20 protein-coding genes are annotated in these 24,512 nt (G+C 72.1%); 5 read left to right on the top strand and 15 right to left on the bottom strand.

Going from position 1 to position 24,512, the window contains the following annotated elements:
- Positions 1 to 22: 22 nt before the first annotated feature.
- Genes ACIBJF_RS21400 through ACIBJF_RS21370 form a run of 7 tightly spaced genes read right to left on the bottom strand, consistent with a single transcriptional unit; the run spans position 23 to position 7,007 of the window.
- Positions 23 to 337, bottom strand: a complete 315-nt coding sequence (locus ACIBJF_RS21400) for an L-rhamnose mutarotase (RefSeq protein ID WP_356307055.1) — start codon at positions 335 to 337, stop codon at positions 23 to 25.
- Positions 334 to 1,305, bottom strand: coding sequence for an aldo/keto reductase (locus tag ACIBJF_RS21395; RefSeq protein WP_399175708.1), 972 nt, complete (start codon positions 1,303 to 1,305; stop codon positions 334 to 336). The genes ACIBJF_RS21400 and ACIBJF_RS21395 overlap by 4 nt, the downstream gene beginning before the upstream one ends.
- Positions 1,302 to 2,057: an SDR family NAD(P)-dependent oxidoreductase gene (locus ACIBJF_RS21390; RefSeq protein ID WP_399175706.1), complete on the bottom strand. Its 756-nt coding sequence runs from the start codon at positions 2,055 to 2,057 to the stop codon at positions 1,302 to 1,304. The genes ACIBJF_RS21395 and ACIBJF_RS21390 overlap by 4 nt, the downstream gene beginning before the upstream one ends.
- Positions 2,054 to 3,394 carry an L-fuconate dehydratase gene (locus tag ACIBJF_RS21385; RefSeq protein WP_399175704.1) on the bottom strand — a complete coding sequence of 447 codons (1,341 nt, stop codon included), beginning with the start codon at positions 3,392 to 3,394 and terminating at the stop codon, positions 2,054 to 2,056. The genes ACIBJF_RS21390 and ACIBJF_RS21385 overlap by 4 nt, the downstream gene beginning before the upstream one ends.
- Positions 3,395 to 3,431: 37 nt before the next feature.
- On the bottom strand, positions 3,432 to 4,460 hold the full coding sequence (locus tag ACIBJF_RS21380; RefSeq protein WP_399175702.1) for an ABC transporter permease: 1,029 nt from the start codon (positions 4,458 to 4,460) through the stop codon (positions 3,432 to 3,434).
- Positions 4,453 to 5,946: a sugar ABC transporter ATP-binding protein gene (locus tag ACIBJF_RS21375; RefSeq protein WP_399175701.1), complete on the bottom strand. Its 1,494-nt coding sequence runs from the start codon at positions 5,944 to 5,946 to the stop codon at positions 4,453 to 4,455. Before ACIBJF_RS21375 ends, ACIBJF_RS21380 begins: the two co-directional genes overlap by 8 nt.
- Positions 5,943 to 7,007 (bottom strand): sugar ABC transporter substrate-binding protein, encoded by a 1,065-nt coding sequence (locus ACIBJF_RS21370; RefSeq protein ID WP_399175699.1) that lies wholly within the window; start codon positions 7,005 to 7,007, stop codon positions 5,943 to 5,945. The genes ACIBJF_RS21375 and ACIBJF_RS21370 overlap by 4 nt, the downstream gene beginning before the upstream one ends.
- Before the next feature lie 163 nt (positions 7,008 to 7,170).
- Here ACIBJF_RS21370 and ACIBJF_RS21365 point away from each other — a divergent pair, with 163 nt between their 5' ends.
- Entirely contained in the window at positions 7,171 to 7,908 is a 738-nt protein-coding gene (locus ACIBJF_RS21365) for a FadR/GntR family transcriptional regulator (protein ID WP_399175697.1), read from the top strand.
- 439 nt (positions 7,909 to 8,347) lie between these two features.
- On the opposite strand, the gene ACIBJF_RS21360 is transcribed toward ACIBJF_RS21365, so the two are convergent.
- Genes ACIBJF_RS21360 through ACIBJF_RS21335 form a run of 6 tightly spaced genes read right to left on the bottom strand, consistent with a single transcriptional unit; the run spans position 8,348 to position 17,807 of the window.
- Positions 8,348 to 11,368, bottom strand: a complete 3,021-nt coding sequence (locus ACIBJF_RS21360) for an alpha-mannosidase (RefSeq protein ID WP_399175696.1) — start codon at positions 11,366 to 11,368, stop codon at positions 8,348 to 8,350.
- Positions 11,369 to 11,406: 38 nt separating this feature from the next.
- Entirely contained in the window at positions 11,407 to 13,446 is a 2,040-nt protein-coding gene (locus ACIBJF_RS21355; protein WP_399175694.1) for an endo-beta-N-acetylglucosaminidase, read from the bottom strand.
- Complete coding sequence (locus ACIBJF_RS21350; protein WP_399175692.1) at positions 13,443 to 14,699, bottom strand: glycosyl hydrolase; 1,257 nt, start codon at positions 14,697 to 14,699, stop codon at positions 13,443 to 13,445. Before ACIBJF_RS21350 ends, ACIBJF_RS21355 begins: the two co-directional genes overlap by 4 nt.
- A gap of 26 nt (positions 14,700 to 14,725) precedes the next feature.
- Positions 14,726 to 15,631 carry a carbohydrate ABC transporter permease gene (locus ACIBJF_RS21345; RefSeq protein ID WP_399175690.1) on the bottom strand — a complete coding sequence of 302 codons (906 nt, stop codon included), beginning with the start codon at positions 15,629 to 15,631 and terminating at the stop codon, positions 14,726 to 14,728.
- Positions 15,628 to 16,515, bottom strand: a complete 888-nt coding sequence (locus tag ACIBJF_RS21340; RefSeq protein WP_399175688.1) for a carbohydrate ABC transporter permease — start codon at positions 16,513 to 16,515, stop codon at positions 15,628 to 15,630. The genes ACIBJF_RS21345 and ACIBJF_RS21340 overlap by 4 nt, the downstream gene beginning before the upstream one ends.
- Positions 16,516 to 16,520: 5 nt before the next feature.
- On the bottom strand, positions 16,521 to 17,807 hold the full coding sequence (locus tag ACIBJF_RS21335; protein WP_399175686.1) for an ABC transporter substrate-binding protein: 1,287 nt from the start codon (positions 17,805 to 17,807) through the stop codon (positions 16,521 to 16,523).
- A 257-nt stretch (positions 17,808 to 18,064) separates the two neighbouring features.
- Here ACIBJF_RS21335 and ACIBJF_RS21330 point away from each other — a divergent pair, with 257 nt between their 5' ends.
- The 3 genes from ACIBJF_RS21330 to ACIBJF_RS21320 all read left to right on the top strand — a co-directional run bounded on the left by ACIBJF_RS21330 (position 18,065) and on the right by ACIBJF_RS21320 (position 21,238).
- The gene (locus ACIBJF_RS21330; RefSeq protein WP_399175835.1) at positions 18,065 to 19,078 is read left to right on the top strand and encodes a LacI family DNA-binding transcriptional regulator; all 1,014 of its coding nucleotides are present in this window, start codon (positions 18,065 to 18,067) and stop codon (positions 19,076 to 19,078) included.
- Positions 19,079 to 19,152: 74 nt separating this feature from the next.
- The gene (locus ACIBJF_RS21325) at positions 19,153 to 19,797 is read left to right on the top strand and encodes a hypothetical protein (RefSeq protein WP_399175684.1); all 645 of its coding nucleotides are present in this window, start codon (positions 19,153 to 19,155) and stop codon (positions 19,795 to 19,797) included.
- Between the two features lie 97 nt (positions 19,798 to 19,894).
- Positions 19,895 to 21,238 (top strand): amidase, encoded by a 1,344-nt coding sequence (locus tag ACIBJF_RS21320; RefSeq protein ID WP_399175682.1) that lies wholly within the window; start codon positions 19,895 to 19,897, stop codon positions 21,236 to 21,238.
- 201 nt (positions 21,239 to 21,439) lie between these two features.
- Here ACIBJF_RS21320 and ACIBJF_RS21315 read toward each other — a convergent pair whose 3' ends face one another.
- Positions 21,440 to 21,613, bottom strand: coding sequence for a hypothetical protein (locus ACIBJF_RS21315; RefSeq protein ID WP_351813207.1), 174 nt, complete (start codon positions 21,611 to 21,613; stop codon positions 21,440 to 21,442).
- Positions 21,614 to 22,022: 409 nt separating this feature from the next.
- Here ACIBJF_RS21315 and ACIBJF_RS21310 point away from each other — a divergent pair, with 409 nt between their 5' ends.
- The gene (locus tag ACIBJF_RS21310; protein ID WP_399175680.1) at positions 22,023 to 22,418 is read left to right on the top strand and encodes a hypothetical protein; all 396 of its coding nucleotides are present in this window, start codon (positions 22,023 to 22,025) and stop codon (positions 22,416 to 22,418) included.
- Positions 22,419 to 22,644: 226 nt separating this feature from the next.
- Here the strand turns inward: ACIBJF_RS21310 and ACIBJF_RS21305 are convergent, their stop codons facing one another.
- On the bottom strand, positions 22,645 to 24,147 hold the full coding sequence (locus tag ACIBJF_RS21305; protein WP_399175679.1) for an SDR family NAD(P)-dependent oxidoreductase: 1,503 nt from the start codon (positions 24,145 to 24,147) through the stop codon (positions 22,645 to 22,647).
- Between the last annotated feature and the right edge of the window lie 365 nt (positions 24,148 to 24,512).

Genomic DNA, 24,512 nt, shown 5'->3' with positions numbered 1-24,512 from the left:
ACGTGGTGGTGGGCGCCGGCGCTCATGGCAGCTCCCAGACGACGGGCAGCCCGGCGTCCGCGCCCTCGCTGGAGTAGTCGTGCACGACGTCGAGCAGTTCGGCCATGCGGGCCTGCCAGGCCACGTTGACCGGCAGCTGTTCCAGTTCGGCGAGCAGGCGGGCGTAGTCGGCGCACTCCAGCAGATGGAACAGGTCGGTGCCGCTGCGCCAGATGGTCCAAGAGGTGACACCGGCGGCACGGATGGCGCGGGTCAGTTCCTCCGGGACCTCGCGATGGGCCGCCTCGTACTCGGCGATCCTGTCGGCGCGGACCTTGGTGTGCAGGGCGACTCTCATGACCGGCCCTCCTCTCGGGGCAGCAGGCCGGACTCCCGCAGTTCCCGCCAGAACTGCGCCGGGACGGTGGAGGCGAACTGGTCGGCGCAGTCGTGGACTTCGGGCGCGGAGCGGGGTCCGGGCAGGACACTGGCGACGGCCGGGTGGGCGGAGGCGAAGGCCAGCGCGGCGGCACGCAGGGTGGTGCCGTGCCGCTCGGCGACCGCCTTCACGCGCAGGACCCGATCCAGCAACTCCGGGGGGACACGGCTGTAGTCGTACGTCGATTCGGGCGTCGGGTCCGCCAGCAGACCCGAGTTGAAGACGCCGCCGAGGACCACCGACACTCCGTGCTCGGCAGCCGTGGGCAGCAGTTCGGCGCCGGCGCTCTGGTCGAGCAGGGTGTAGCGGCCCGCGCACAGGACCACGTCCACGTCGGTGTCGCGGACGAACCGGGTGAGCATCGCGGTCTGGTTCATGCCGGCACCGATCGCGCCGACGACGCCCTCGGCGCGCAGCTTCTCCAGGGCCGGGTAGCCCTCACGGAAGGCCTGCTCGGCGTGGTCGTCGGGGTCGTGCAGGTACACGATGTCGACGCGGTCCAGGCCGAGACGGTCCAGGCTCGCCTCCAGGGTGCGGCGGACGCCGTCGGCGCTGAAGTCCCACACCCGGCGGTGGGTGTCGGGTACGGCGAAGCCGTGCGCCAGGTCGTCGCCCGTGCCGGCGGCGGGTTCCAGGCGGCGGCCGACCTTGGTGGAGACGGTGAAGCGGGCGCGGTCGTACGCGCGCAGGGCCGCGCCGAGCCGGCGTTCGGACAGCCCGAGCCCGTAGTGCGGGGCGGTGTCGAAGTACCGGATGCCGCGCTGCCAGGCGGCCCGTACGGCCTCCCGCGCCTGCTCCTCGTCCACCGGGCGGTAGAGGTTGCCGAGTGTCGCCGCGCCGAAGCCGAGCGGGGTGACCTCGACTTGGCTGCGGCCGAGTCGCGTCACCGGCCCACCGGCCGCAGCCTGAGGCCCTGCATGCCGCCGTCGACGGCGAGGGCGGTGCCGGTGGTGGCGCCGGACAGCGGACTGGCCAGGTAGGCGATGGCACCGGCGACTTCGACGGCGGAGACCAGCCGGCCGGTGGGCTGGCGGGCCTGAAGGGCGGCGCGTTCGGCGGCCGGGTCGGGGGCCGCGTCGAGCAGCCGTCCGATCCACGGGGTGTCCGCCGTACCGGGGTTGACGCAGTTGACGCGGATGCCCTCGCGGACGTGGTCGGCGGCCATGGCGAGGGTCAGGGAGTACACGGCGCCCTTGGTGGCGCTGTACAGGGCGCGCTGGGGCAGTCCGGCGGTGGCCGCGATGGAGCAGGTGTTGACGATCGCGGCGTGGTCCGAGCGGCGCAGGTGCGGCAGGGCGGCGCGGGCGGTGCGGACCATGCCGAGGACGTTGACGTCGAAGACGCGTTGCCACTCGGCGTCGTCGTTGTCCTCGACCGTGCCCTGGGCGCCGATCCCGGCGTTGTTGACCAGGACGTCCAGCCCGCCGAGGTCCTCGGCCGCCCGCTCGACGGCCAGGCGGACGGAGGCGTCGTCGGTCACGTCGGCGCGGTAGGCGAGGAGCGGCTTGTCGGCGTCCGCCGGGTCCCGGTCGAGGACGGCGACCCGTGCACCTCGGGCGGCGAGCAGATCGGCGGTGGCCCGGCCGATGCCGGAGGCGCCACCGGTGACCAGGGCCTTCAGGCCCTCGAAGTCGCTCATGCGGCATGTCCCTTCTGGGTCTCGGGGTCGGCGGCCCAGTAGGTGCCGCCGGGGAAGGTGTACCGCGCGATCGACTCGGGGCGCAGGGCGGCGGAGAAGCCGGGCGCGGTGGGTGCGGCGTAGTGGCCGTCGTGGATGACGACGGGCGTGACGAAGTGCTCGTGGAGGTGGTCGACGTACTCGATGACCCGGTCCTCGGTGGTGCCCGAGACGGCCAGGTAGTCGAACATCGACAGGTGCTGGACGAGTTCGCACAGGCCGACGCCGCCCGCGTGCGGGCAGACGGGCACGCCGAACTTGGCGGCGAGCAGCAGGATGGCGAGGTTCTCGTTGACGCCGGCGACGCGGGCCGCGTCGATCTGGACGATGTCGAGGGCGCCCGCCTGGAGGAGCTGCTTGAACATGATCCGGTTGTGCACGTGTTCGCCGGTGGCGACCTTCACCGGGGCGACCGCGCGGCGGATCGTGGCATGGCCGAGGACGTCGTCGGGGCTCGTGGGCTCCTCGATCCAGTACGGGTCGAACTCGGCGAGGGCCTTGGTCCAGCGGATAGCCTCGTCCACGTTCCAGCGCTGGTTGGCGTCGACGGCGAGCCGGATATCCGGTCCGACGACCGCGCGGGCGACCCGGCAGCGCCGGATGTCGTCGTCGAGGTCGGCGCCGACCTTCAGCTTGATCTGTGTGAAGCCGTCGGCGACGGCCTGCGCGGCGAGCCGGCCGAGCTTGTCGTCGTCGTAGCCGAGCCAGCCCGGGGAGGTGGTGTAGGCGGGGTAGCCGCGCTCCAGCAGCCGTACCCGGCGCTCCCCCGCTCCCTCCCTCCCCCGCCTCAGCAGGCCGAGGGCCTCGGCGGGGGTGAGCGCGTCCGCGATGTACCGGAAGTCGATCTGCCCGACCAGCCACTCGGGTTCCGCGTCGGCGAGGAGCTGCCACAGCGGCTTTCCGGCGCGGCGGGCGGCGAGGTCCCAGACGGCGTTGACGACGGCCCCGACCGCCATGTGCATCACGCCCTTCTCGGGGCCGAGCCAGCGCAGCTGGCTGTCGCCGATCAGGTCCCGGAAGAGCGAGCCGGGGTCGGCGCACAGCTCGGCCACGTCGCGGCCGAGCACATGGTCCCGCAGCGCGTCGATCGCGGCGACCTGGACGTCGTTGCCCCGCCCGATGGTGAAGACGAACCCGTGGCCCTCGTGCCCGTCGGCGGCGTCGGTGCGCAGCACGACGTAGGCCGCCGAGTAGTCGGGGTCCGGGTTCATCGCGTCGGAGCCGTCCAGCTCGCGCGAGGTGGGGAAACGGATGTCGTGGGTGTCGACCGCGATGACGCGGGCGGGTGCCTGGGACACTGAAGTCCTTTCGGTCGTCGGGCACTTGACGGCTGGGTCAGTCCTGGGCGCGGCCCGTCGTGACGCGCGCGATCACGAGGGCGACGAGGATGATCCCGCCGTAGATGGCCTGGATCCAGAACGACGGGACCTGGGCGAGGGTGAGCAGGTTCTGCACGACGCCGAGGAGCAGGACACCGGTCAGGGCGCCGAACATGGTGCCCTTGCCGCCGTCCAGGCTGATGCCGCCGATCACCGCGGCCGCGAACACCGTGAAGATCATGTTCTGGCCCTGGTTGGCGCTGATCGCGCCGACGTACCCGGTCTGCAGCAGCCCGCCGAGCGAGGCGAGCACGCCCGCGACGACGTACACCCCGAGCATGACCCGGTCCACCCGGACTCCGGCCGCGCGGGCGGCGTCGGCGTTGCCGCCGATCGCGTACAGGGCGCGACCGGTGCGGTGGTACTTCAGCACGAACCCGGCGACGGCGAAGGCGAGGGCGGCGAGCCACACCGACAGCGGCACGTTGAGGAAGGTGGTGGTGGCCAGGGAGTAGAAGCTGTCGGGCATGCCGAACAGCGTCTTGCCCTTGGTGGCGCCGACCAGCAGACCGCGCAGCACGATGAGCATCGCGAGCGTCACGATGAACGCGTTGAGCCGGAACTTCACGACGAGGACGCCGTTGAAGGCGCCGATGACCGCGCCGACCACCGGGATCGCGAGCAGGGCGAGTCCGGCCGGGAAGCCGGTGCCCCAGCCGGACTGGCCCGTGGGCAGCACCAGCAGGGCGCCGACGGCCGGCGCGATGCCGACCACCGACTCCAGGGAGAGGTCGAACTTGCCGGTGATCAGCACAAGGGACTCGGCGAGCACGACCATGGCGAGCGCGGCGGAGGCGCCGAGGATCGAGATGAGGTTCCGCTCGGTCAGGAACGAGTCGTTGACCACCGCGCCCAGCACCATGAGCAGCAACAGGGCGGGAACGAGGGCGAGTTCGCGGGCGCGGCGGAGCAGGACGGTCCTGGCCGACCGGGCGTCCGGGGACTTCGGGGGTGCGAGCGGCGGGGCGGCCCGGGTGTCAGCCATCGTGGTCAACTCCTTCGATGGAGGCGATCAGCTCGTGGTCGCGCCAGCCGGCCGGGTGCTCGGCGACGACACGGCCGTGGAAGAGGACGAGGACGCGGTCGCAGCGGCGCAGGTCGTCGAGTTCGTCGGAGACGACGAGGACGGCGGTGCCGTCCTCGCGGGCGCTGTCCATGCGGGCCAGCAGTGACTCCTTGGACTTCACGTCGACGCCGGCGGTGGGGTTGATCAGCACCAGCAGGCGCGGGTCGGAGGCGAGGGCGCGGGCCATCACCACCTTCTGGGCGTTGCCGCCGGACAGGTCGGACACCGGCTGGTCGGGGCCCTCGGCATGGATGTCGAGGCGGTCGATCAGCTCGGCGGCGAAGCGGCGCCGTGCGTCCGGGGCGACGAATCCGGCCCGGCCCAGCCGCTCCAGCACGCTCAGCGTGGCGTTGTCGCCGATGCTCATGCCGGACACCAGTCCCTGCTCGTGCCGGTCGCGCGGCACACAGCCGACCCCGGCCCGCAGGGCGGCCCGTACGTCCCCGAACGGCAGCCGTTCGCCGTCCACTTCGGCGGTGCCGCCGGTCGGGGTGTGCAGTCCGGCGAAGGACTCGGCGAGCTCGGTCTTGCCGCTGCCGCTGGAGCCGGCGAGTCCGACGACCTCACCGCGGCGGACGGTGAGATCGACCTCCTCGTACGCCGGTGAGGTGAGCCCGTGTGCCTCCAGCAGGACGGGGGCGCCGTCGTCCGCCGCCCTGCCCCGTGCGGCCTGTTCGGCGACCGACTCCCCCGCCATGGCCTCCACCAGCGCCGCCTTCGGCAGGTCGGCGACGGGGGCGGTGGTGATCCAGCGGGCGTCGCGCAGCACGGTGACCGTCTGGCACACCTCGTACACCTCCTGGAGGTGGTGCGAGATGAACAGGAAGGTGACGCCGGAGTCCTGCAGGGAGCGCATGCGGGTGAACAGCCGCTCGATCTCCCGGTTGTCGAGCTGGGCGGTGGGCTCGTCCAGCACGATGAACCGGGCGCCGAAGCTCAGCGCCCTCGCGATCTCCACCATCTGCCGGTCCTCCACCCTGAGGTCGGCCGTGCGCGCCTCGGGATCGACGCGCACGTCCCAGGTGTCGAGGAGTTCGGCGGCCTGCCGGCGCAGCCGGCGCCAGCTGATGACGCCGCGGCCGGTCGGCTGCCGGTTGAGGAACAGGTTCTCCGCGACCGTCAGCTCCGGGACGACCGTGGGCTTCTGGTAGACGCAGGCGACCCTGCGGCGCCAGGCGTCCCGGTCGGCGAGCGGGGGAGCCGGCTGGCCGTCGAAGCGGACCGTGCCCGCGTCCGGGGCCTGCAGGCCGGTGAGGACGTTGACGAGGGTGGACTTGCCGGCGCCGTTGCGGCCGACCAGCGCGTGGGACTCGCCGGGCAGGACGGTGAGCCGGCCGTCGGCGAGGGCGACGGTGGGGCCGTACCGTTTGACGATGCCCTCGGCTTCCACAAGCGGTGTGCTCATTTGACCGTGTTGCCCCACAGCTTGGGGTCGTCGACGTTGGCCTTGGTGACCAGCGGTGCGGGCAGCTGGTCCTCCAGGATCCCGCTGGGCAGCCTGACGATCACAGAGCCGTGGTCGGTGGGCCCGGGCTTGAACGTCTTCCCCGCCATCGCCGCCTTGATGTAGTACAGGCCGTACTTGGCGTAGGCGTCGGCCGGCTGGGAGACCGTGGCGTCGATCTGGCCCTTGCGGATGGCGTCGTACTCCTGGGGGATGCCGTCGTTGGAGACGATCGCGATGTGGCCCTTCTGCCCGGTCGGCTTCAGCATGCCCTTGGACTTCAGGGTCTGCAGGGTGGGCGCCAGGTAGACGCCGCCCGCCTGCAGGTAGATGCCCTTGATGTCCGGGTTGGCGTTGAGGAGTGTGTCCAGCTTGGCGGCGGCGGTGTCGGACTCCCACTTGGCGGGGATCTCCAGCACCTTGAGCTTCGGGTACTTCTTCTTCACGCAGGACCGGAAGGCCTCGGAGCGGTCGCGGCCGTTGACCGAGGCGAGGTCGCCCATGATCTGTACGACCTTGCCGCTGCTGACGTGCTGTCCGAGGTAGTCGCAGGCCTTCTCGCCGTAGGCCACGTTGTCGGCGCGCACCACCATGGCGACCTTGCCCTTGTCGGGCGCGACGTCCACGGCGACCACCGGCACGCCCTTGCGCTCGGCCTGGTCGAGTCCGGCCTGGATGGCGGCGCTGTCCAGCGGCGCGACGACCAACCCCTTGACGCCCTGGGTGAGTTCGTTGTCGATGTCGGTGATCTGCTGCGACGGGTCGCTGTTGGAGTTGACCGTCTTCAGCACCTCGACGCCCTCGGACTTGGCCATCTTGGGCACGTAGTCGTTGTACGACTGCCAGAACGGCGAGGTCAGCAGCGGCAGGATCACGCCGACCTTGCCGGTGCCGCCGCTGCCCGCGCCGGCGGTGTCCTTGGTGCTGCCGCAGGCGGCGAGCATGAGCGAGGCACCGGCGGCCAGAGCCACCGCGCCGATGATCCGGGACCTGCTGCGCTTCCTGACAGTGCTGGCGGGCATCTCGCGGCTCCTCGTCGAGGGTGTTCGAGCAGACGCCGCATATTTATCAGACCAATCAGCCGAGTCAATACCCTCGTGCAGGGAAAATTCGAGGATTCAGGGCGTAGTGGTCGGACCACTTGGCTGGTTAGACTGCGGCGCACCGGGGGGAAGGAGGAGCGGCGTGGACGAGGAAGAGGTGCCGCAGAAGGGCACGGTGACGCAGCGCGCCATCGAGGAGATCAAGGCGATGATCGCCGAGGGCCGGCTGGAGCCCGGCCAGCGGCTGCCCACCGAGCGGGACCTGGCGGCCCGGCTGGGCATCTCCCGCAGCTCGATGCGGGAGGCGATCCGCGCCCTGACCGTGATGGGCGTCCTGGAGGCCCGGCACGGCTCCGGGATCTACGTCACCGCACTGGAGGCCGGCGACCTGCTGGAGACCTTCGGGGTGGTCGCGGACCTGTCCCGGGGCCCGCGCCTGGTGGAACTCCTCGAAGTCCGCCGGATCCTGGAGTCGACGGCGACCGCGCTGGCCGCCGCGCGCATCACCGACAGCCAACTCGCCGCCGTCGAGAAGCACTTGGCGGCGATGAACGCCACCGACGACCCCGAGGAGATCCTCGCCCACGACCTCGCCTTCCACCGCGAGATCGCCGCGGCCGCCGGCAACGAGACCATGGCCGCCATCCTGGAGGGCCTGTCCTCCCGCACCTTCCGCGCCCGCGTCTGGCGCGGCTACCAGGAGGAAGGCGCCTTCGCCCGCACCCGCCGCGAACACGCCGCCATCCACCGCGCCCTCGCCGCCCGCGACCCGGAGGCGGCACGGGCGGCGGCGGCGGCCCACGTCGGCGAGGTGGAGGAGTGGCTGCGGGCACAACTCGGCGGGCAGGACGGCAGCGGGCCTGCCAGACTGCCGGGCTGATCGTCAGACGCGCGCGGAGCCGACACCCCCCGCTTTCCCGGCCTCGCGACCCAGGTGGAGCACTGGTTCGCCGATGGTGGACGCCCCGGCTCCACCGTGCCGTGGACCGGCGCATCCGCCGGTCGACAGCGCTCGTCGCCGCCACGGCGGGACCCGTGGTGCTCCACCCGACCGGGGCCGCCGCGCGCGGCCTGGTGCCGGGCGCGACGGCCGACCTGGCGGGCTTCGCGGGCAGCCCCTGGCTGCTGCCAGGCACCGACGTCGCCTGCCACGACATGGCCCCACGGGCGTGCGGCACCGCCGGTTCACGCTCCGGTCGGTGGGCACCGCGAGCGACTTCGCCGTGCTGTGCGCCATGTCCTCGACCGACCTGGCGCACCTCGCCGAGATCAGGGGACCGGCCCTGAAGAGGCCGACGCGGTGCCCGTGCGCGTCCCCGTCAGGCGCGGCGCAGCCTGAGCGTCACCAGCTCGAAGGGCCGCAGGCGTACGGTGATCCGGTCGCCGTCGCGCTGCGGCGGCTCGGCGTCGCCGGTCGGCCGTTCCAGCAGGTCCGTCGCCGTGACGTCCGCGACCTCGAAGCCGGCCGTGAGGGTGGCCCGGGCCCGGCCGCCGTGGGCCTCGTGGAAGCGGACCACCACGTCCCCGCTGCCGTCGTCGGCGAGTTTCACGGCCGTGATCACGACGGCGTCGTCGTCGACGGTGACCAGCGGGGCGACCACATGGGCGCCGGTGACGTGCCGTTCGGGCAGGTTGACCCGCCAGCCCTCGCGGACCGCGTCGGCGATCGAGGCGCCCGGGACGAGAGCGTGCCGGAAGCGGTGGACGCCTTGGTCGGTCTCGGGGTCGGGGAAGCGCGGGGCACGCAGGAGGGAGACGCGCACCGTGGTCGTCGTACCGCGGTCGCCGTCGGTGCGCACCGTGCGGGTCACGTCGTGGCCGTACGTCGAGTCGTTGACGACCGCGACGCCCCAGCCGGGCTCCTCCAGGTGCACGAAGCGGTGGTTGCACGCCTCGAACTTGGCGGCCTCCCAGGAGGTGTTGGTGTGCGTGGGGCGGAAGACGTGCCCGAACTGGGTCTCGGACGCGTACCGTTCGGCGTGCAGGTCGAGGGGGAAGGCCAGCTTGAGGAACTTCTCCGTCTCGTGCCAGTCGACCTCGGTGTCGATGAGCAGCCTCCGCTCCCCGGGCGGCAGCGTCAGCACCTGGGTGACCCGGGAGGCGCCGAAGCTCCGTACGATCCGCACCGACGCGCCGTCCTCGCCGGCCTCCACCGACTCCGCGTCGGTGAGGTCGGTGACGGTGTTGCGGTAGAAGGAGTCGACGTCCCAGGCGTCCCACATGTTCGGGAAGTCCGGGTGGAGTTGGAGCAGGTTGGCGGCCCGGCCGGGGGCGATGGTCTCGCGGTCGGCGCCGAGGTCGTACGCGGAGACGACGAGGCCGTGGGCGTCGATCTCGATGCGGAGCAGCCCGTTGCCCAGGACGTGACCGCCCGCGGCGCGGGGGGACACCTGCGTCCCCTGCGGCAGGGCCGGCGCCCCGGCACCTCCGGCGGGAACACCGTGACGGCTGTGCGGGGCCGCGTTGAAGACCAGGTGCCGGGCCCCCTCCCCCGCCAGGGCGCGCTGCGCCGCACCGGTGATCCCCTCCAGCTCCCCGGCGATCCGCTCGTACGTCGCCCGTGCCTCCCGGTGCACCCAGGCGATGGACGAGCCGGGCAGGATGTCGTGGAACTGGTGCAGCAGGACCGTCTTCCAGATCCGGTCCAGCTCCTCGTAGGGGTAGCGGAATCCGGTGCGCACGGCCGCGGTGGCCGCCCACAGCTCGGCCTCCCGCAGCAGGTGTTCGCTGCGCCGGTTGCCCTGCTTGGTCTTCGCCTGGCTGGTGAGGGTGGCCCGGTGCAGTTCGAGGTACAACTCACCGACCCAGACCGGTGGTTCGGGGTACTCCGCCTCGGCCTTCTCGAAGAAGGCGCGGGGTGTCTCCCAGACGACGGTGGCCGAGCCTTCGAGGTCGCGCAGCCGGGCCGCCTTGGCGACCATCTCGCGGGTGGTGCCGCCGCCTCCGTCGCCCCAGCCGGTGGGCGCGAGGGAGTGCCGGGCCCGGCCCTTGTCCTTGAAGTTCCGTGCCGCGTGGGCGATCTCGGCGCCCTTCATGGAGCAGTTGTAGGTGTCGACGGGCGGGAAGTGGGTGAAGATCCGGGTGCCGTCGATGCCCTCCCACCGGAAGGTGTGGTGCGGGAACGTGTTCGTCTGCGACCACGAGATCTTCTGGGTCAGCAGCCACTTGGACCCGGCGGCCCTGATGATCTGCGGGAGTCCGGCGGCGAAGCCGAAGGTGTCGGGCAGCCAGGCCTCCTCGTTCTCGATGCCGAACTCGTCGAGGAAGAACCGCTTGCCGTGCACGAACTGCCGGGCCATCGCCTCCGAGCCGGGCATGTTGGTGTCGGACTCGACCCACATCCCGCCGGCGGGCACGAACCGCCCCTCCGCCACGGCCTTCTTCACCCGCGCCCACACCTCGGGCCGGTGCTCCTTCACCCAGGCCCACTGCTGTGCCTGGGACATGGCGAAGACGAACTCCGGCTCGTCCTCGATCAGCGCGGTCATGTTGGAGGCCGTACGGGCCACCTTGCGGACCGTCTCCCTGAGCGGCCACAGCCAGGCCGAGTCGATGTGCGCGTGCCCGACGGCGCTGATCCGGTGCGCGGACGGTACGGCCGGGGCCGCCAGCACACCGGTGAGCTCGGCGCGGGCCCGGTCGGCCGTGCCGTTCACGTCCTGGAGGTCGACGGCGTCCAGGGCCCGCTCCACGGCGCGCAGGACGTCGTGCCGGCGCGCGGAGTCCACGGGCAGCTCGGCCATCAGCTCCCCGAGCACCTCCAGGTCCATGACCAGCTGCCCCACCGGCTCGTCGAAGACGGCGAGGTCCATGCGGGTGAGCGTGTACTGCGGCTCGCGTCCGGCGGTGTCCTTGTCGCCGAGCCGCGTGGGCCGGAAGGGGTGGTAGTCGAGGATGACCGGGTTGGAGGCGGCCTCGATGTGCAGGACCACCTCCTCGCCGCCCGCCACCGGGGCACCGATCCGCACCCACTGGTTGCGGGGGTTGAGGCCCTTCACCGGGGTGCCGTCGGGCCGGTAGACCAGGCCCTCGCACTGGAAGCCGGGCATGTTCTCGTCGAAGCCCAGGTCGAGCAGGGCCTCGACGGTCCTCCCGGCCCACGCCTCGGGCACGGTCCCGGTCACCCGGAACCAGCTGGTGCCCCAGGGAGCACCCCAGCGGGCGCCGACCTCGATCGGCTCCGGCTCGGCGGCGAGTCCCTCCTCGACCGGCACGGGCTCGCCGGGCGCGTGCCACACCGCGACCTGCAGCGGCACGGACTCGGGGTACACGGCGGGGCGGATGCGTTCGTCGAGGACCCGCCTGAGGCGGGCTTCCACCAGAGTGCGGTCGTCATGCATGCGGGGTGCTCCCTGCGGGTTCCGGGTGATGGCGGTGGTTACCAGGGGTGGGTGACGGCGACGGGGGTCGAGGCGTTGTAGAGCTCCCCCACGGCACGCAGTTCGAATCGTGCGGCGGCCTCTCCCTGTTCGGGTCGCAGGCCGGTGAGGAAGTAGGCGCGCTGGCAGGTGCCGCCGAGGAAGCGGCGGGTGCCGTCGGAAAGGAGGCGGTGGAGCTCGTAGTGGCGGACGGCGCCGGGGGCGGCGTTCCACGCGAGCCGGAGGTCGCCACCGGTCGCGGCGGTGACGCGGGCGCCCGTGGGGGCCGCGGGGGCGGTGACGGTGTCCCGGACGGCGAGGCCGCCGAGGCGCCAGCGCACCGGGCCGTCGGCGGCGGTGAGCCGGACGCCGAGGGCGTGGATGGTGCCGGTGCCGGTGCCGGTCAGCGCGGTGAGCGGAAGTGTCACGGTCTGCCAGCCGTTGATCGACTTCACAGGGCTGCCCCTGTTGATCGAGTTCACAGGCAGATACGCGTACGGGGGTGCCGCCCCGGCCTCCCTCGGCTCGGCCGTCGCCACCGCGAGCTCGACGTTCACAGCGCCCGCGTCGGTCCGGTACGTCAGCTCGACAACCGTGTTCACGCCGACCGGCAGCCGGGTCGCGTACAGGTCCACCACGACCGGTTGATCGAGTTCACCGTCCACCAGCACACTGCTCCCGCCCCGCCAGGCATCGGCGAAGTCGAAGGAGACCGCCGGCCGCTCCCCCGCCGTGCGCACCACCCACCGCCGCGCCGGCAGCCGGTCCTGGAGCCCGAGGTGGTTCCAGGCGGCGTCCGAGGTGACGGCCCCGTCCTCGTACCAGCGCGGCCCGTGCCCCGTGTTGAACACGGTCGCGAACGGCAGCGAGGTCACCGTCGAGCGGTCCGCGACCGACACCGCCGGCGCCCGCCACGGATCGCTCGCGTCCGGCCGGGACGGGTCCAGCGACCGCCCGGTCCAGAACAGGTCGTCGGCGGCGTGGAAGTCCTCCGGAGCGCGCTGGTCGGCGGGCAGGTGGTTGCGGGTCCACTCCGGCCGGTAGAAGCCGATCGAGGTGACGTGCGGCTCACCGGACGGCACGATCGCGTCCCAGTCCACCGACGTACCGGACCCGTTCGACTCGACGTCGACTCCGGCCCACAACGCGTAGCGGTCGCGCCGGAGTTGTTCCGCCTTCGTCCCCGAGGAGGCGAGCGTGGCCGCGCTCCACCGGAAGTCCACGAACATGTCGTCGGCGGCCTGGAAGAAGGCCTGGTTCTGGCTGTTCAGCGCGCCCTGCCAGCTGACCGTGCCGTTCACGGTCATCGCGTCGTACCAGGTCACCCGCTGTCCGCGCGCCGCCCCGAGCGCCTTCAGCTCATTGACGAACCCGAGCATGGCCTGGCCCAGCGCGCTGTTCCCGCCGCCCGTCTCGGCGTTCACGAACCAGCCGTCGAAGCCGTGGGCCGCCGCGACCGCGACGAGTTGCGCGGCGAGCGGATAGTGCCCGGAGGCGTCCTTCCGCACGAGGTCCCGGGTCCACTGCAGCAGGCCTCCGTACGCCACCGGCGGCAGGAAGATGTTCCCGAGCACCGGGACGCCGTGCCGGTGGGCCGCGTCCACGATCGGCGCGTTGGGCGCGAGGATCAGGCCCTCGCCCGCCGAGCCGCCCCAGAAGACCAGCTCGTCCAGATAGGCCCAGTGGGTGAGGGCGTAGTAGTCGGCGGTGGCCGAGCCCTGGGAGGGGTTGGCGGACGTCGGCCCGAAGGAGACCAGGGCCTGGATGCGGGCCTCGCCGGAGCGGGCCGTGGTGTTCGCCGGGGTCGGGGTGAAGCGGGCGGCGAGCGGCACCGACGCGGCGTTGAAGGCGAGGTCGGGGTCGTCGGCCGCGCGCCAGCTCTTCAGGCTGCGCCAGGTGATGCCGGGGCCCGGGCTGCCGGCGGGGAGCGAGTCCGGGTACCAGTAGGAGGCGTACGGCGGGGTCGCGGCGGCTTTCGGGCGGGCGGCCGCGAAGGCGGGCAGCGGGAACAGGCCGGCGGCGGCGCCGGCGATCAGGACGGTACGTCTGCTGGGGTTCACGAGCGGGTGCCTCCGTGTGGGGTGGGGAGTACCTGATCGGGAGTGACGACCTCGGTGATGCCCCGCGCGGCGAGGTGGTCCTTGTCGTCCGCGCGGGTGTCGAGGACGGTGGTGGGGCGGGCGCCGTCGGCGACGAGCCGGAAGAAGGCGTCGAAGACGGCTCCGCCGGGGGCACAGCGGGAGCGGCGGCCTGGATCGTCGGGCACGACGAGGGCCGTGGTGCGGGGGGCGGGGGCCGGGTGCGGCCGGTGGGCCGCCTCGGCCAGCACGCGGGCGATGTCCTTGGGCTCGCGGTCGTTGGTGAACAGGCCGAGTCCGTATTCGAGTTCGGGGAAGTCGGCGAGGTCGCGCGAGACGTCGTAGGAGCACCACCAGGTGACGCCCCACAGGTCGGGACAGTCCAGGACGTTGCCGATGGTCGCCTCCGCGAAGGCGGCGGCGTGCTCGGCGGGAACGAGCGGGGCGGGCGCGCCGACCTCCTGGAGCCAGACGGGCCGGTGCGGCTCCCCGGCCCAGGCCTTGCTCAGCTCCACCAGGTAGGCGGCGTGGTGTTCGGCAGGCACGGAGGTACGGCCGTGGCGCTGGGCGGTGCCGTTGAACACCCAGGAGTGCACGGCGGTCGCGTCGCCGAGCCGGGCGGAGTGGCCGGGGGTGAAGGGCTGGTCGTCCTGGTACCAGGCGGCGTCGTAGGAGGCGTGCAGATGGAGCCGGTCCGGGGCGCCGTCGGCGCAGGCGTCCAGCATCCGCACCAGCCACCGTTCGGCCTGATCCGCCGTGATGCGGTCGGGGTCGGGATGCGGGCCGGCGGCGAACTGGTTGACCTCGTTGCCGACGGTCATGCCGAGGAAGTTGGGGCGGTCGGCGAGGGCGGCGGCGAGGGTGCGCAGATAGGCGGCCTGGCCCTCGACCACGTCCGGGTCGGTGAAGAGGTTGCGCCGGTGCCAGGTGCGCGTCCACGCGGGCAGGAAGTCGAAGCTGCTCAAGTGCCCCTGCAGTCCGTCGACGTTGACGTCCAGTCCGCGTTCGGCGGCGGCGTCGGCGAGGGCCACGAGCTGCTCGACGGCGCGCGGGCGGATCAGGGTCCGGTTGGGCTGGAAGTAGGGCCACAGCGGGAAGACCCGGACGTGGTCGAGGCCGAGCGCGGCGATCGCGTCGAGGTCGGCGCGCACGGAGTCCAGGTCGAAGTCGAGCCAGTGGTGGAACCACCCGACGCTCGGGGTGTAGTTGACGCCGAAGCGCACGGCAGGGTGCATGGATTGTCCTTGTAACGTACGGGGGTTCAGCCCTTGACGGCGCCCTCGCCGACCCCGCGGAAGAAGTACCGCTGGAGGCAGGCGAACAGGGCGATGAGCGGGGCCACGGCGATCACGGTGCCGGCGGCGACGAGGCGTTCGTCGTTGGCGAAGGTGCCGTGCAGGTAGTTGAGGCCGATGGTGAGGGTGAACTTGGACGGGTCGCTGAGCACGATCAGCGGCCACAGGAAGTCGTCCCAGGCGCCCATGAAGGCGAAGATCGCCACGACGGCGAGCGTTCCCTTCACCGAGGGCAGGGCGACGCGCAGGAACCGCTGCCAGGCGTTGGCGCCGTCGACGTAGGCCGCCTCCTCGATCTCGTACGGAAGGTTGCGGAAGGCGTTGCGCATCAGCAGCACGTTCATCGCGCCGATCGCGCCGGGCAGCACGACCCCGATGAGCGTGTTGTTCAGGCCGAGTTCGCGCATGGTGGTGAACTGGGCGATGACGATGCCCTCGACGGGGACGAGCATCGCCAGCACGAACACCAGGGTGGTCACGCGCCGGCCGCGAAAGCGGAGCCGGGCAAGGGCGTACCCGGCGAGCGCGGAGCCGACGCAGTTGGTGACGACGTTGGCGGTGGCGACCTTCAGGGAGTTCAGGGCGTAGTCCCAGACGGGGATGGTGTCGGCGACCCGCGTGTAGTTGTGCAGGGTCGGATGGGCGGGCAGGAAGCTGGGCGGCGAGCCGTAGATGTCCTCGGTGGGGCCCTTCAGGGAGGTGGACAGCTGCCAGAGGAACGGCCCGACGGTCAGCGCGAGGACGGCGAGCAGCAGCAGGTAGCGCCAGAGAAGCTCGCCGACGCGGACACGACGGCCGTGTTCGTCGGTGACCCGCGGTTCCTTGCGTACGGTGAGCGGCGGCTCGGGCCGTACCTTCTCCAGGACGCTCACGACTCCTCCCTCCGGTCGACGCGCAGCACCAGCAGCATGAGCGCGACGGTGACGACGAACACGACGACCGAGAGCGCGGAGGCGTAGCCGACGCGGCCGGTCAGGCCGGTGCCGGTGCGCTGGACGAGCATGACGAGGGTGGTGTCCTCGCCGGCCGGGCCGCCGCTCGGGCCGGCCATCAGGTACACCTCGGAGAACACCTTGAAGGCGGCGACCGAGGAGAGCGCGGCGACCAGCACCATGGTGGAGCGCACGGCGGGCACGGTGACCGAGAGGAAGCGGCGCACCGGGCCCGCGCCGTCGACGGCGGCGGCCTCGTGCAGTTCGCGCGGCACGTTGGCCAGCGCCGCAAGATAGATGATCATGTAGTAGCCGAGGCCCTTCCACACCGTGACGGCCATCGCGCTCAGCAGGAGCAGCCACTGGTCGCTGAGGAAGCCGACCCGGCCGATCCCGATCGTCTCCAGCAGCGAGTTGACGAGTCCGCGTTCGTCCAGCAGCCACACCCAGATCAGCCCGACCACCACGATCGAGGCGACGACCGGGGTGTAGAAGGCGGAGCGGAAGAAGGTGATGCCGGGGATGTTCTTCTGCACGAGCAGCGCGAGCAGCAGCGGCAGGACGACCAGGGCGGGCACGACCCCGACGATGTACAGGGTGCTGTTGCGCAGACCGGTCCAGAACATGTCGTCGTGCAGCAGCTCGCGGAAGTTGGCGAGGCCCACGAAGTGGCCCGGCAGCAGGGTCCGGCGGTCGGTGAAGGAGTTCACCAGGGTGGAGACGAACGGGTAGAGCACGAAGGCGCCGGTGACGAGCAGCCCCGGTGCGGCGAACAACCAGGGGCTGGAAGGAAGTTGGCGCCTGACGCGGACCGGGGTCGCCATGGCCCTCAGCCCTGCTGGAGCAGCCGGTCGGCGGCGTTGACAGCGTTGTCAAGAGCCTGCTTGGGGCTCTCCTTGCCCTGGAGCGCCTTGGCCACCTCGTTGCGCAGCGCGGTCTTCATCTGGTCGCTGAACAGCACGGGCGTGTAATTGACCGCGCCCTTCAAGGACTTGGCGGCGGCGATGCGCACCCGGGTCTCGTCGGTGCCGTCCTCCTTGGTGAAGTACGGGTCGTTCAGGGAGCCGGCGGTGCTGGGGAAGATGGCGACCTTCTTGGCGAAGGACATCTGGTTCCGCGCGTCGGTGACGAAGTGGGCGAAGGCGACGGCGGCCGGGGTGTGCTTGGTGCGAGAGTTGACCATCACGCCCATCACGTACATGTTGACGTGCCCGGTGCTGGTGATCTGGTCGGTGATGCCGATGTTCTTGTACAGGCTCGGCGCATTCTTCTTGAAGTTGCCGAGGTCGAGGGCGCTGCCGGGGTTCATGGCGACGGCGCCGGTGAGGAACTTCTTGCCGGAGGACTCCGGAGTGGCGGTCAGGGCCTGCGGGTCAAGGGCCTTGGCGTCGTACAACCCCTTGTACTTCGTGAGCAGTTCGACTCCCTTGGCGTCGTTGAAGGTGAACTGGGTGCCCTGCTTGTTCATCAGGGAGACGCCGTAGCGACCGAAGTCCTCGATGGTGGGCACGTTGGCGAGAGTGGCGACCCTGCCGCCGCTCTTCTTCGCCATCTGCAGGGCGTCGGCGAAGAGTTCGTCGTACGTCTTCGGCGGCTGGTCGAGGTTCAGCCCGGCCTTGGTGAACAGGGCCTTGTTGTAGAAGAGCGGTCCGGTGTTCAGGTACCAGGGGAAGGCGTACATGCCGCTCATGCCCGGCACCTGGTGGCTGGCCCAGGCCCCGTCCAGGTACTCGGGCCTGTACTTGCCGGCGGCCTTGTCGAGGTCGAGCGCGAGACCCACCTTGGCGAGCGGGGCCACCAGGTCCGGGGAGACGTTGACGACGTCGGGCAGGGTGCCGCCGCCGGCGTCGGCGCTGAGCTTGTCGGCGTAGCCCTCGGCGGGCTGGTCGATCCACTTCACGTGCGTGCCGGGGTACTTCTTCTCGAAGTCGGCTATGAGGCCCTCGAAGTACGGCTTGAAGTTCGCGCGCAGGTTCCAGGTCTGGAAGGTGATGTCGCCCTCGACCTTTCCGGAGGCGTCGGTCGAGCCGCCGGCGTCGCCGCCCGAGCCGCAGGCGCTCAGCGGCAGGACGAGGGCGACGGCAGCGGCGGCGAGGACTCTGCGAGGTATGGGCACGGTGACACGGCTCCCTTGCTGTGTCGGGCGGTCGGGTGGCGCCAGAGACCTTGCCCGCGCCGTTCGAAGAAAGTCAATGCATTCCACCCAACTAAAGAAATCTCCCGTTCATTAGTGCAGGTCAGGCGCATTTGGCCGAGACCTTGCGATCAATTGCTAATGCGCTTTAGGGTCTTGACACTCAAGCGCATTAGCGAGCACTGTCAGGAAGGGGGAGAAGCGTGGCGACCAAACGGTCCCCCGCCCGTCGGCCCACGATGAAGGACATCGCCCGGCGGGCCGGAGTCTCCGAGAGCGCCGTCTCCTTCGCGCTCAACGGCCGCCCAGGTGTCTCCCAGGCGACCCGGGCGCGGGTCCACCGGGTCGCCGAGCAGCTCGGCTGGCGCCCCAGCACGGCCGCCCGCGCCCTGTCCGGCGAGGGCGCGGCCACGGTCGGTTTCGTCCTGGCCCGCCCCGCGCACACCCTGGGAGTCGACTCCTTCTTCCTCCAGCTCGTCTCGGGCATCCAGGAGGTGCTGGCCGAGCGGCACTTGGGCCTGCTCTTCCAGGTCGCGGAGGACGTGACCGAGGAGTGCGCGGTGTACCGGCGCTGGTGGGCGGAGCACCGCGTCGACGGCGTCCTGGTGGCCGACCCGCGCGCCGACGACCCGCGCCCCGGACTGCTGGACGAACTCGGGCTGCCCGCCGTGGTGATCGGCGGCGCACCCGACGTACGGCACCCCGGCCTGTCCACGGTCTGGGCGGACGACGCGGGCGCGATGGCCTCCGTGGTGGACGAGCTGACGGCGCTCGGCCATCGCCGGATCGTGCACATCGCCGGACTCCCCGAACTGGCCCACACCCAGCGCCGTATCGCCACGCTGCGCGCGGAGGCGGAGCGGCGCGGGCTCACCGAGGTCCGCTCGGTCACCACCGACTGCTCCGACGCCCAGGGCGCCGCCGTCACCCGCCGCGTCCTCGGCGATCCGCCCGTCCCGACGGCGCTCATCTACGACAACGACGTGATGGCCGTGGCCGGCCTGGCCGCCACCGCCGAACTGGGCTTCCGTGTCCCGCAGGACGTGTCGGTGGTCTCCTGGGAGGACTCGGCGCTGTGCCGCATGGTCACCCCCCGGCTGTCCGCGCTCTCCCGGGACAGCGCGGAGTTCGGCCGGACGGCCGCGCGCGAGCTGCTCGCCCTGCTGGACGGGAACCCGGCCCGCTCGGTGGGGGTGCCGGTACCACGGCTGACCGGGCGGGGCAGCACGGCCGCGGCGGCCGGCGCGCCGTGAGACCAGGACCTTTGGAGGCTCGCCTCCGCCTACGATGACGACGCATCCGCGCACCGGACCGAGGGGGGATCACGATGAAGTGGCGCCGCGGGAACGAGCACGGGCACACCGGTGTCTCCAAGTCCCCCGAGCCGCCGGCGCCGTTCACCCAGCCCGCGCTCGCCTCGCTCACCCCCGTCCTGCACCGCACGGCAGGCCACGGCACCCAGGTGGTACGCCTGCCCGCGCAGCCCGAGCCGGTCGTCCTCACGCTCACCCATCAGGCGCCCGGCCACTTCGTGGTGGACGCGCTGGACGACCGGCTGCACTCCCTCAGCCAACTCGTGTACACCGATGGTCCGTTCGCCGGCCGTTTCCTCGTCGGCGGCCCCGACGCCCGGGCTCGCGCGTTGCGCGTCCAGGCGGACGGCCCCTGGACCGCCGAGACGGCGCCGCTCGCCGCGGCCCCCGCGCTCACGGCCGAGGACCACCGTCCCGCCGCCGACGTGCTCCACCACACCGGAGGCCCCGCCACGGCCGTCCTGCGGTACGAGGGGGATGCCGGCAGCGACGACGGCGGCTACTTCCTCGTGGACACGTTCTCCCCCGACGGCACCCGCTTCCTCGACGAACTGGCCAACCACGTGGGCCCCTGGCAGGGGGAGGTGCCGCTGCCCGGGCCCTGTGTGCTCTACGCCCGCGCGGACGGGCCGTGGTCGATCAGCGTCCGTCCCCTGTGAGGACCGACCTCTCGACGTGCCGCGCCCGACCGGGCACAGTTCTCCCTGCGCCGTGATGCGTACCAGCGAGTAGCCGAGGACTGAGCGAGGAGTGCCCGTGGGTGACTGGGCCGGGCGGAGTGCCGCCGAGATTGCCGCCGCCGTGCGCGAGAAGCGGGTGACGCCCCGGGAGGTGGCGGCCGAGCACCTCGCGCGGATCGAGCGGCTCGACGGCCGGATCGGGGCGTTCCGGAAGGTGCGGGCCGAGGCGGCGCTCGCCGAGGCCGACGAGGTGGCCTCCCGCACCGATCTGGCCGAACTGCCGCTCGCGGGCGTGCCCGTGGCCGTGAAGGACAACCTGGCGGTGCGCGGCGAGTCCCACCGGGACGGCTCCGCCGCCACCCCCGACACCCCGGCCGCCGAGGATCACGTCACGGTGGCCCGGCTGCGGGCGGCCGGCGCGGTGGTCGTGGGCCTGACGAACGTGCCGGAGCTGTGCGTCTTCGGCACCACGGAGGGCGTGTTCGGCACCGCCCGCAATCCGTGGGACACCTCCCGCACGGCGGGCGGCTCCTCCGGCGGCAGCGCGGCGGCGGTGGCCGCGGGCCTGGTGCCGATCGCGCTCGGCAACGACGGCATGGGCTCGCTGCGCATCCCGGCCGCGAACTGCGGCCTGGTCACGCTGAAACCGGGGCACGGGGTGGTGCCGGCGGGGATCGGCAACGGCGACTGGTTCGGCATGGCGGAGAACGGCCCGCTCGCGACGACGGTCGAGGACCTGCGGCTGATGCTGGGCGTGCTGGCGGGCGCCGATCTGCCCGGCGCGCAGGAGGCCCCGCGCCGGCGGATCGCCGCGGCCGTGCGCAGCCCGCTCGCGGGGGTGAGCGTGAGCGGATCGTATACGACCGCGGTCCGGGAGGCGGCCGGGGCGCTCGCGCGGGCCGGGCACCGCGTGCGGCGGGCCGAGCCGCCGTATCCCCTCTCGCTGGGCGTCACCGCGTTGCAGCACTGGACGGCCGGGACCGCGGTGGACGCCGAGGGCCTGGACCGGGCACGGCTGGCCCGGCGGACCCGGGTGCACGCCGCCGTCGGACGGCGCTTCGTCCAGTCGGTGCGCACCGGGGACGGCCGCGAGCGCCTGCGCGCCCGGCTGACCCCCTTCTTCACCGAGCACGACGTCCTGCTCACCCCGGCCCTGGCCCGCCGCTCCCCCCAGGCCGGCCCGTGGCACGAACGCGGCTGGCTGCGCAACGTGCTGGCCAACACCGCGTACTCCCCGTTCACCCCGCCCTGGAACCTGACCGGCTGGCCCGCGATGTCGGTCCCGTTCGGCACCCTTGCCTCGGGCGCCCCCTGCGCCGTACAGCTCGTGGGCCGCCCGGGCTCGGAGTCCGTCCTGCTGGAGCTGGCGGAGGAACTGGAGACGCTGCGTCCGTGGCGGCGGACGGCACCGGTGGAGTAGGCCGAGCCGACCGAGGTCCCGCTCGCGTTCTCGGAGGTCTCCGGATCCCAGGCGTGGGTTTCGGCGGCGGCGACGTTCCGGTGCCGGACAGGCCGGATCCGCGGCCGGTCGTCGGCCGCGGCTCCTTCGATCAGCATGGGCATGAGTCCGTCGGGTCACGCCCATGCGTGCGGCGATCGCGAAAGGGGTCCGACCCGGGGGTCAGTCCACGCTGGGCAGGATGTGTGGCTCGGCGAGGTCGTCCTCGTAGCCCGCCAGGCGGATCGGGGCGGACCGGGCCCACACGTCGAGGCTGCCGAGCTCTCCCGACTGCCGGCCCGTGCGCTCCGTGCGTTCCTTGGGGCGCTGGTCGCGATTCGTCTTCTCCGGTGTCACCGCGCACTCCTTATGTGTCGGTCACCCTTGGGCGCCTGCCGGACGGCCTGCGCGCCGGCACTCGGCGCCCGCTCGGGTCTGGATGGAAAGCCGGTTCGGACGCGGTGGCGCCGATGCGGACGTGTGGGTCTGGGTGGGACCCGGTCTCGTTGTCCGTCCCCTCCAGGTTACCCAAATGAGCGGGCTCGCGCTCGATCGGGAGTGCAAACAAGGTGTAACTATCAGAAGTCGTTTCGCACCTGAACATCTCCAATATGGGGCTATTTGCCGACGGTCGCATCACCCGACCGTCGCGCGATTCACCCACTCGGCCTACATGTGGCGCAGTTCAAGTGCCGTTGGCCGGGGCGCAAGCTGGTCATGATCTGCTGATGAGTGGGCAACGGCTGTCTCGCGGAAGGACTGACGCATGGAGCTGCGCAGCGTCGAGGAGCTGATGGATCTGCTGTACGCAGGCCGGCACCAGCACGCGCTGAGAACCGCCGCGCTGCTGCGCCGCCGCCGCCCCGCCGACAAGGAGCTCCAGGTGGCGGGGCTGGTGCACGGCATCGGGCCGGTGCTGTGCCCGGGCGAGGAGACGGGCCGGGCGCTCAGCGCGGCCGAGGCGGTGCGCTCCCTGCTCGGGGAACGGGTGTTCCGGCTGGTGCGCGGGGACGCGGGCCCGGCCGACGACGATGTGCTGCGGCTGCGCCAGGCGGACGAGGAGAGCCGTACGGCGGGGTTCGACGCGGGCGTCCTGGAGGACTGGCGCACGGTACTGGAGCTGGTGGCGGCCCGCAATTCCCGGCTCGGTGCCGTCGACTGACACCCGCACGGCTGACGGCCCGTCGAACCGCCGGCCGTCACAAACGCCTGCGCGGCGTGCCCGAGATCGGGACGGCTACGCGTCGGCCCCGAAGGGCCCGCAGTCCCGCTGGGGCCTGCTGCTGGATCACAACCATGAAGAACGCGTCACCTGCGCACCGGGCACTCCGGCACGACCGTCACCCTAGGGCAGGGACGGTCGCGCCGGCCACCGGATTCGGCACCGGTCACCACTTGCCGGGCGCGTAGTCCTTCAGGAAGACGCCGTACAGGTCCTCGCCCGCCTCGCCGCGCACGACCGGGTCGTAGACGCGCGCGGCGCCGTCGACCAGGTCGAGGGGCGCGTGGAAGCCGGCCTCGGCGAGGCGCAGCTTGTCGTAGTGCGGGCGCTCGTCGGTGATCCAGCCGGTGTCGACGGAGGTCATCAGGATGCCGTCCGTCTGGAACATCTCCTCGGCGCTGGTCCGCGTCACCATGTTCATGGCCGCCTTCGCGGCGTTGGTGTTCGGATGCCCGGCGCCCTTGTAGCCGCGGCTGAAGACGCCTTCCATCGCCGAAACGTTGACGACGTACGCGCGTCCGCTCGCCGCCTTCTTCGCCGCGTCGGCCATGGCCGGGCGCAGGGCGCTGATCAGGATGAACGGCGACGTGTAGTTGCACAGCTGGGTCTCGAGCAGCTCGACCGGCGAGATCTGGTCGATGGTCTGCACCCAGGTGTTGGTGTCGACGACGTCGGGGACGAGGCCGCCGGCGTCGATGGCGGTGCCGTCGAGGTGCCGGGCGACGCTGGCGTGGCCCGCGACCAGGGCGAGGTCGGCGACCCTCTGGGCGTCCAGGCCGCTGGTGCCGACGGGCAGCGCGGCGATGCCGTCGACGGCGCCGGAGTTGAAGGCGCCGATGACGTGGTGGGCGGGGAGTTCACCGGCGGGCAGCGGGGCGCTCTCGCCCTCGACCAGGGCCGCGTAGGCGGAGGGCAGGCGGCGCACGGTCTGCGTCGCGTTGTTGATCAGGATGTCGAGCGGACCGGCCTCGGCGACCTGCTCGGCCAGGGCGACGGCCTGCGCGGGGTCGCGCAGATCGATGCCGACGACCTCCAGCCGGTGGATCCAGTCCGCCGAGTCCTCCATCGCCTTGAACCTGCGGATGGCGTCCTTGGGGAAGCGCGTGGTGATGGTCGTGTGCGCACCGTCGCGCAGCAGTCGCAGCGCGATGTACATGCCGATCTTGGCGCGGCCGCCGGTGAGCAGGGCGCGCTTGCCGGTGAGGTCGGCGCGGGCGTCCCGCTTGGCGCGGTTCTCGGCGGCGCACTTCTGGCAGAGCTGGTGGTAGAAGTAGTCGACCTCGACGTAGCGGCTCTTGCAGATGTAGCAGGAGCGGGGGCGCTGGAGTATGCCCGCGATCTTGCCCGCGTCGACCTTGGACGAGGGCAGGATGCCCTCGGTCTCGTCGTCGATGCGCTCGGCGGAGCCGGTGGCGGTGGCCTCGGTGACGGCGCGGTCGTGTGCGGTCTTGGCGGCGCGGCGTTCCTGCCGGCGGCGCTGCTTGACCGTACGGTAGATCTGCGAGGTGGCCCGGCGGACCTTGATCGCGTCCGGGTGGTCGACCTCGAGCTGGTCGAGTTCCTCCAGCACGCTGAGGCAGACGGCCAGCCGCTCCGGGTCGATACCGGGGCCGTAGACCACTTCCTCCGTGGCCATGGAAGCCATGGAACCGTCCTCTGTCACCGTCATCGCGCTGCCGCTTCCCTGATCACCCGCGCAGCGCTCCGACTCGCGCCCGCTTTCGAACGGGGAATTTTACGGAGCAACCGGCTCCCCGCCAAACCCACCCGGACCAGCACCGAAGCGACGACGCGACGGCACCGGCCCCCCGAACCCGGTCGGCCGCGGCCAAGGACGGCGAATCCGCCCCACCGGCACCACCCGCACGGGCCGCGGATCGGACCCCCGCCCCGGACGGTGTCCCGCCGAGTGGTGCAGCCATCCGGACCACGCCGTTCCGGATGGCCTGCGCACCACCTCCGCGGCCGAACCGTCCGCGTCGCTGTGCGAGCCGGTCGGGCGGCACGGGCTCGCCCGGCGCCCGGCTGCCAGGC

The organism is Streptomyces sp. NPDC050743 (genome assembly GCF_044456925.1).
Classification (GTDB): domain Bacteria; phylum Actinomycetota; class Actinomycetes; order Streptomycetales; family Streptomycetaceae; genus Streptomyces.
This window is presented reverse-complemented; position numbering and strand designations above follow the sequence as displayed.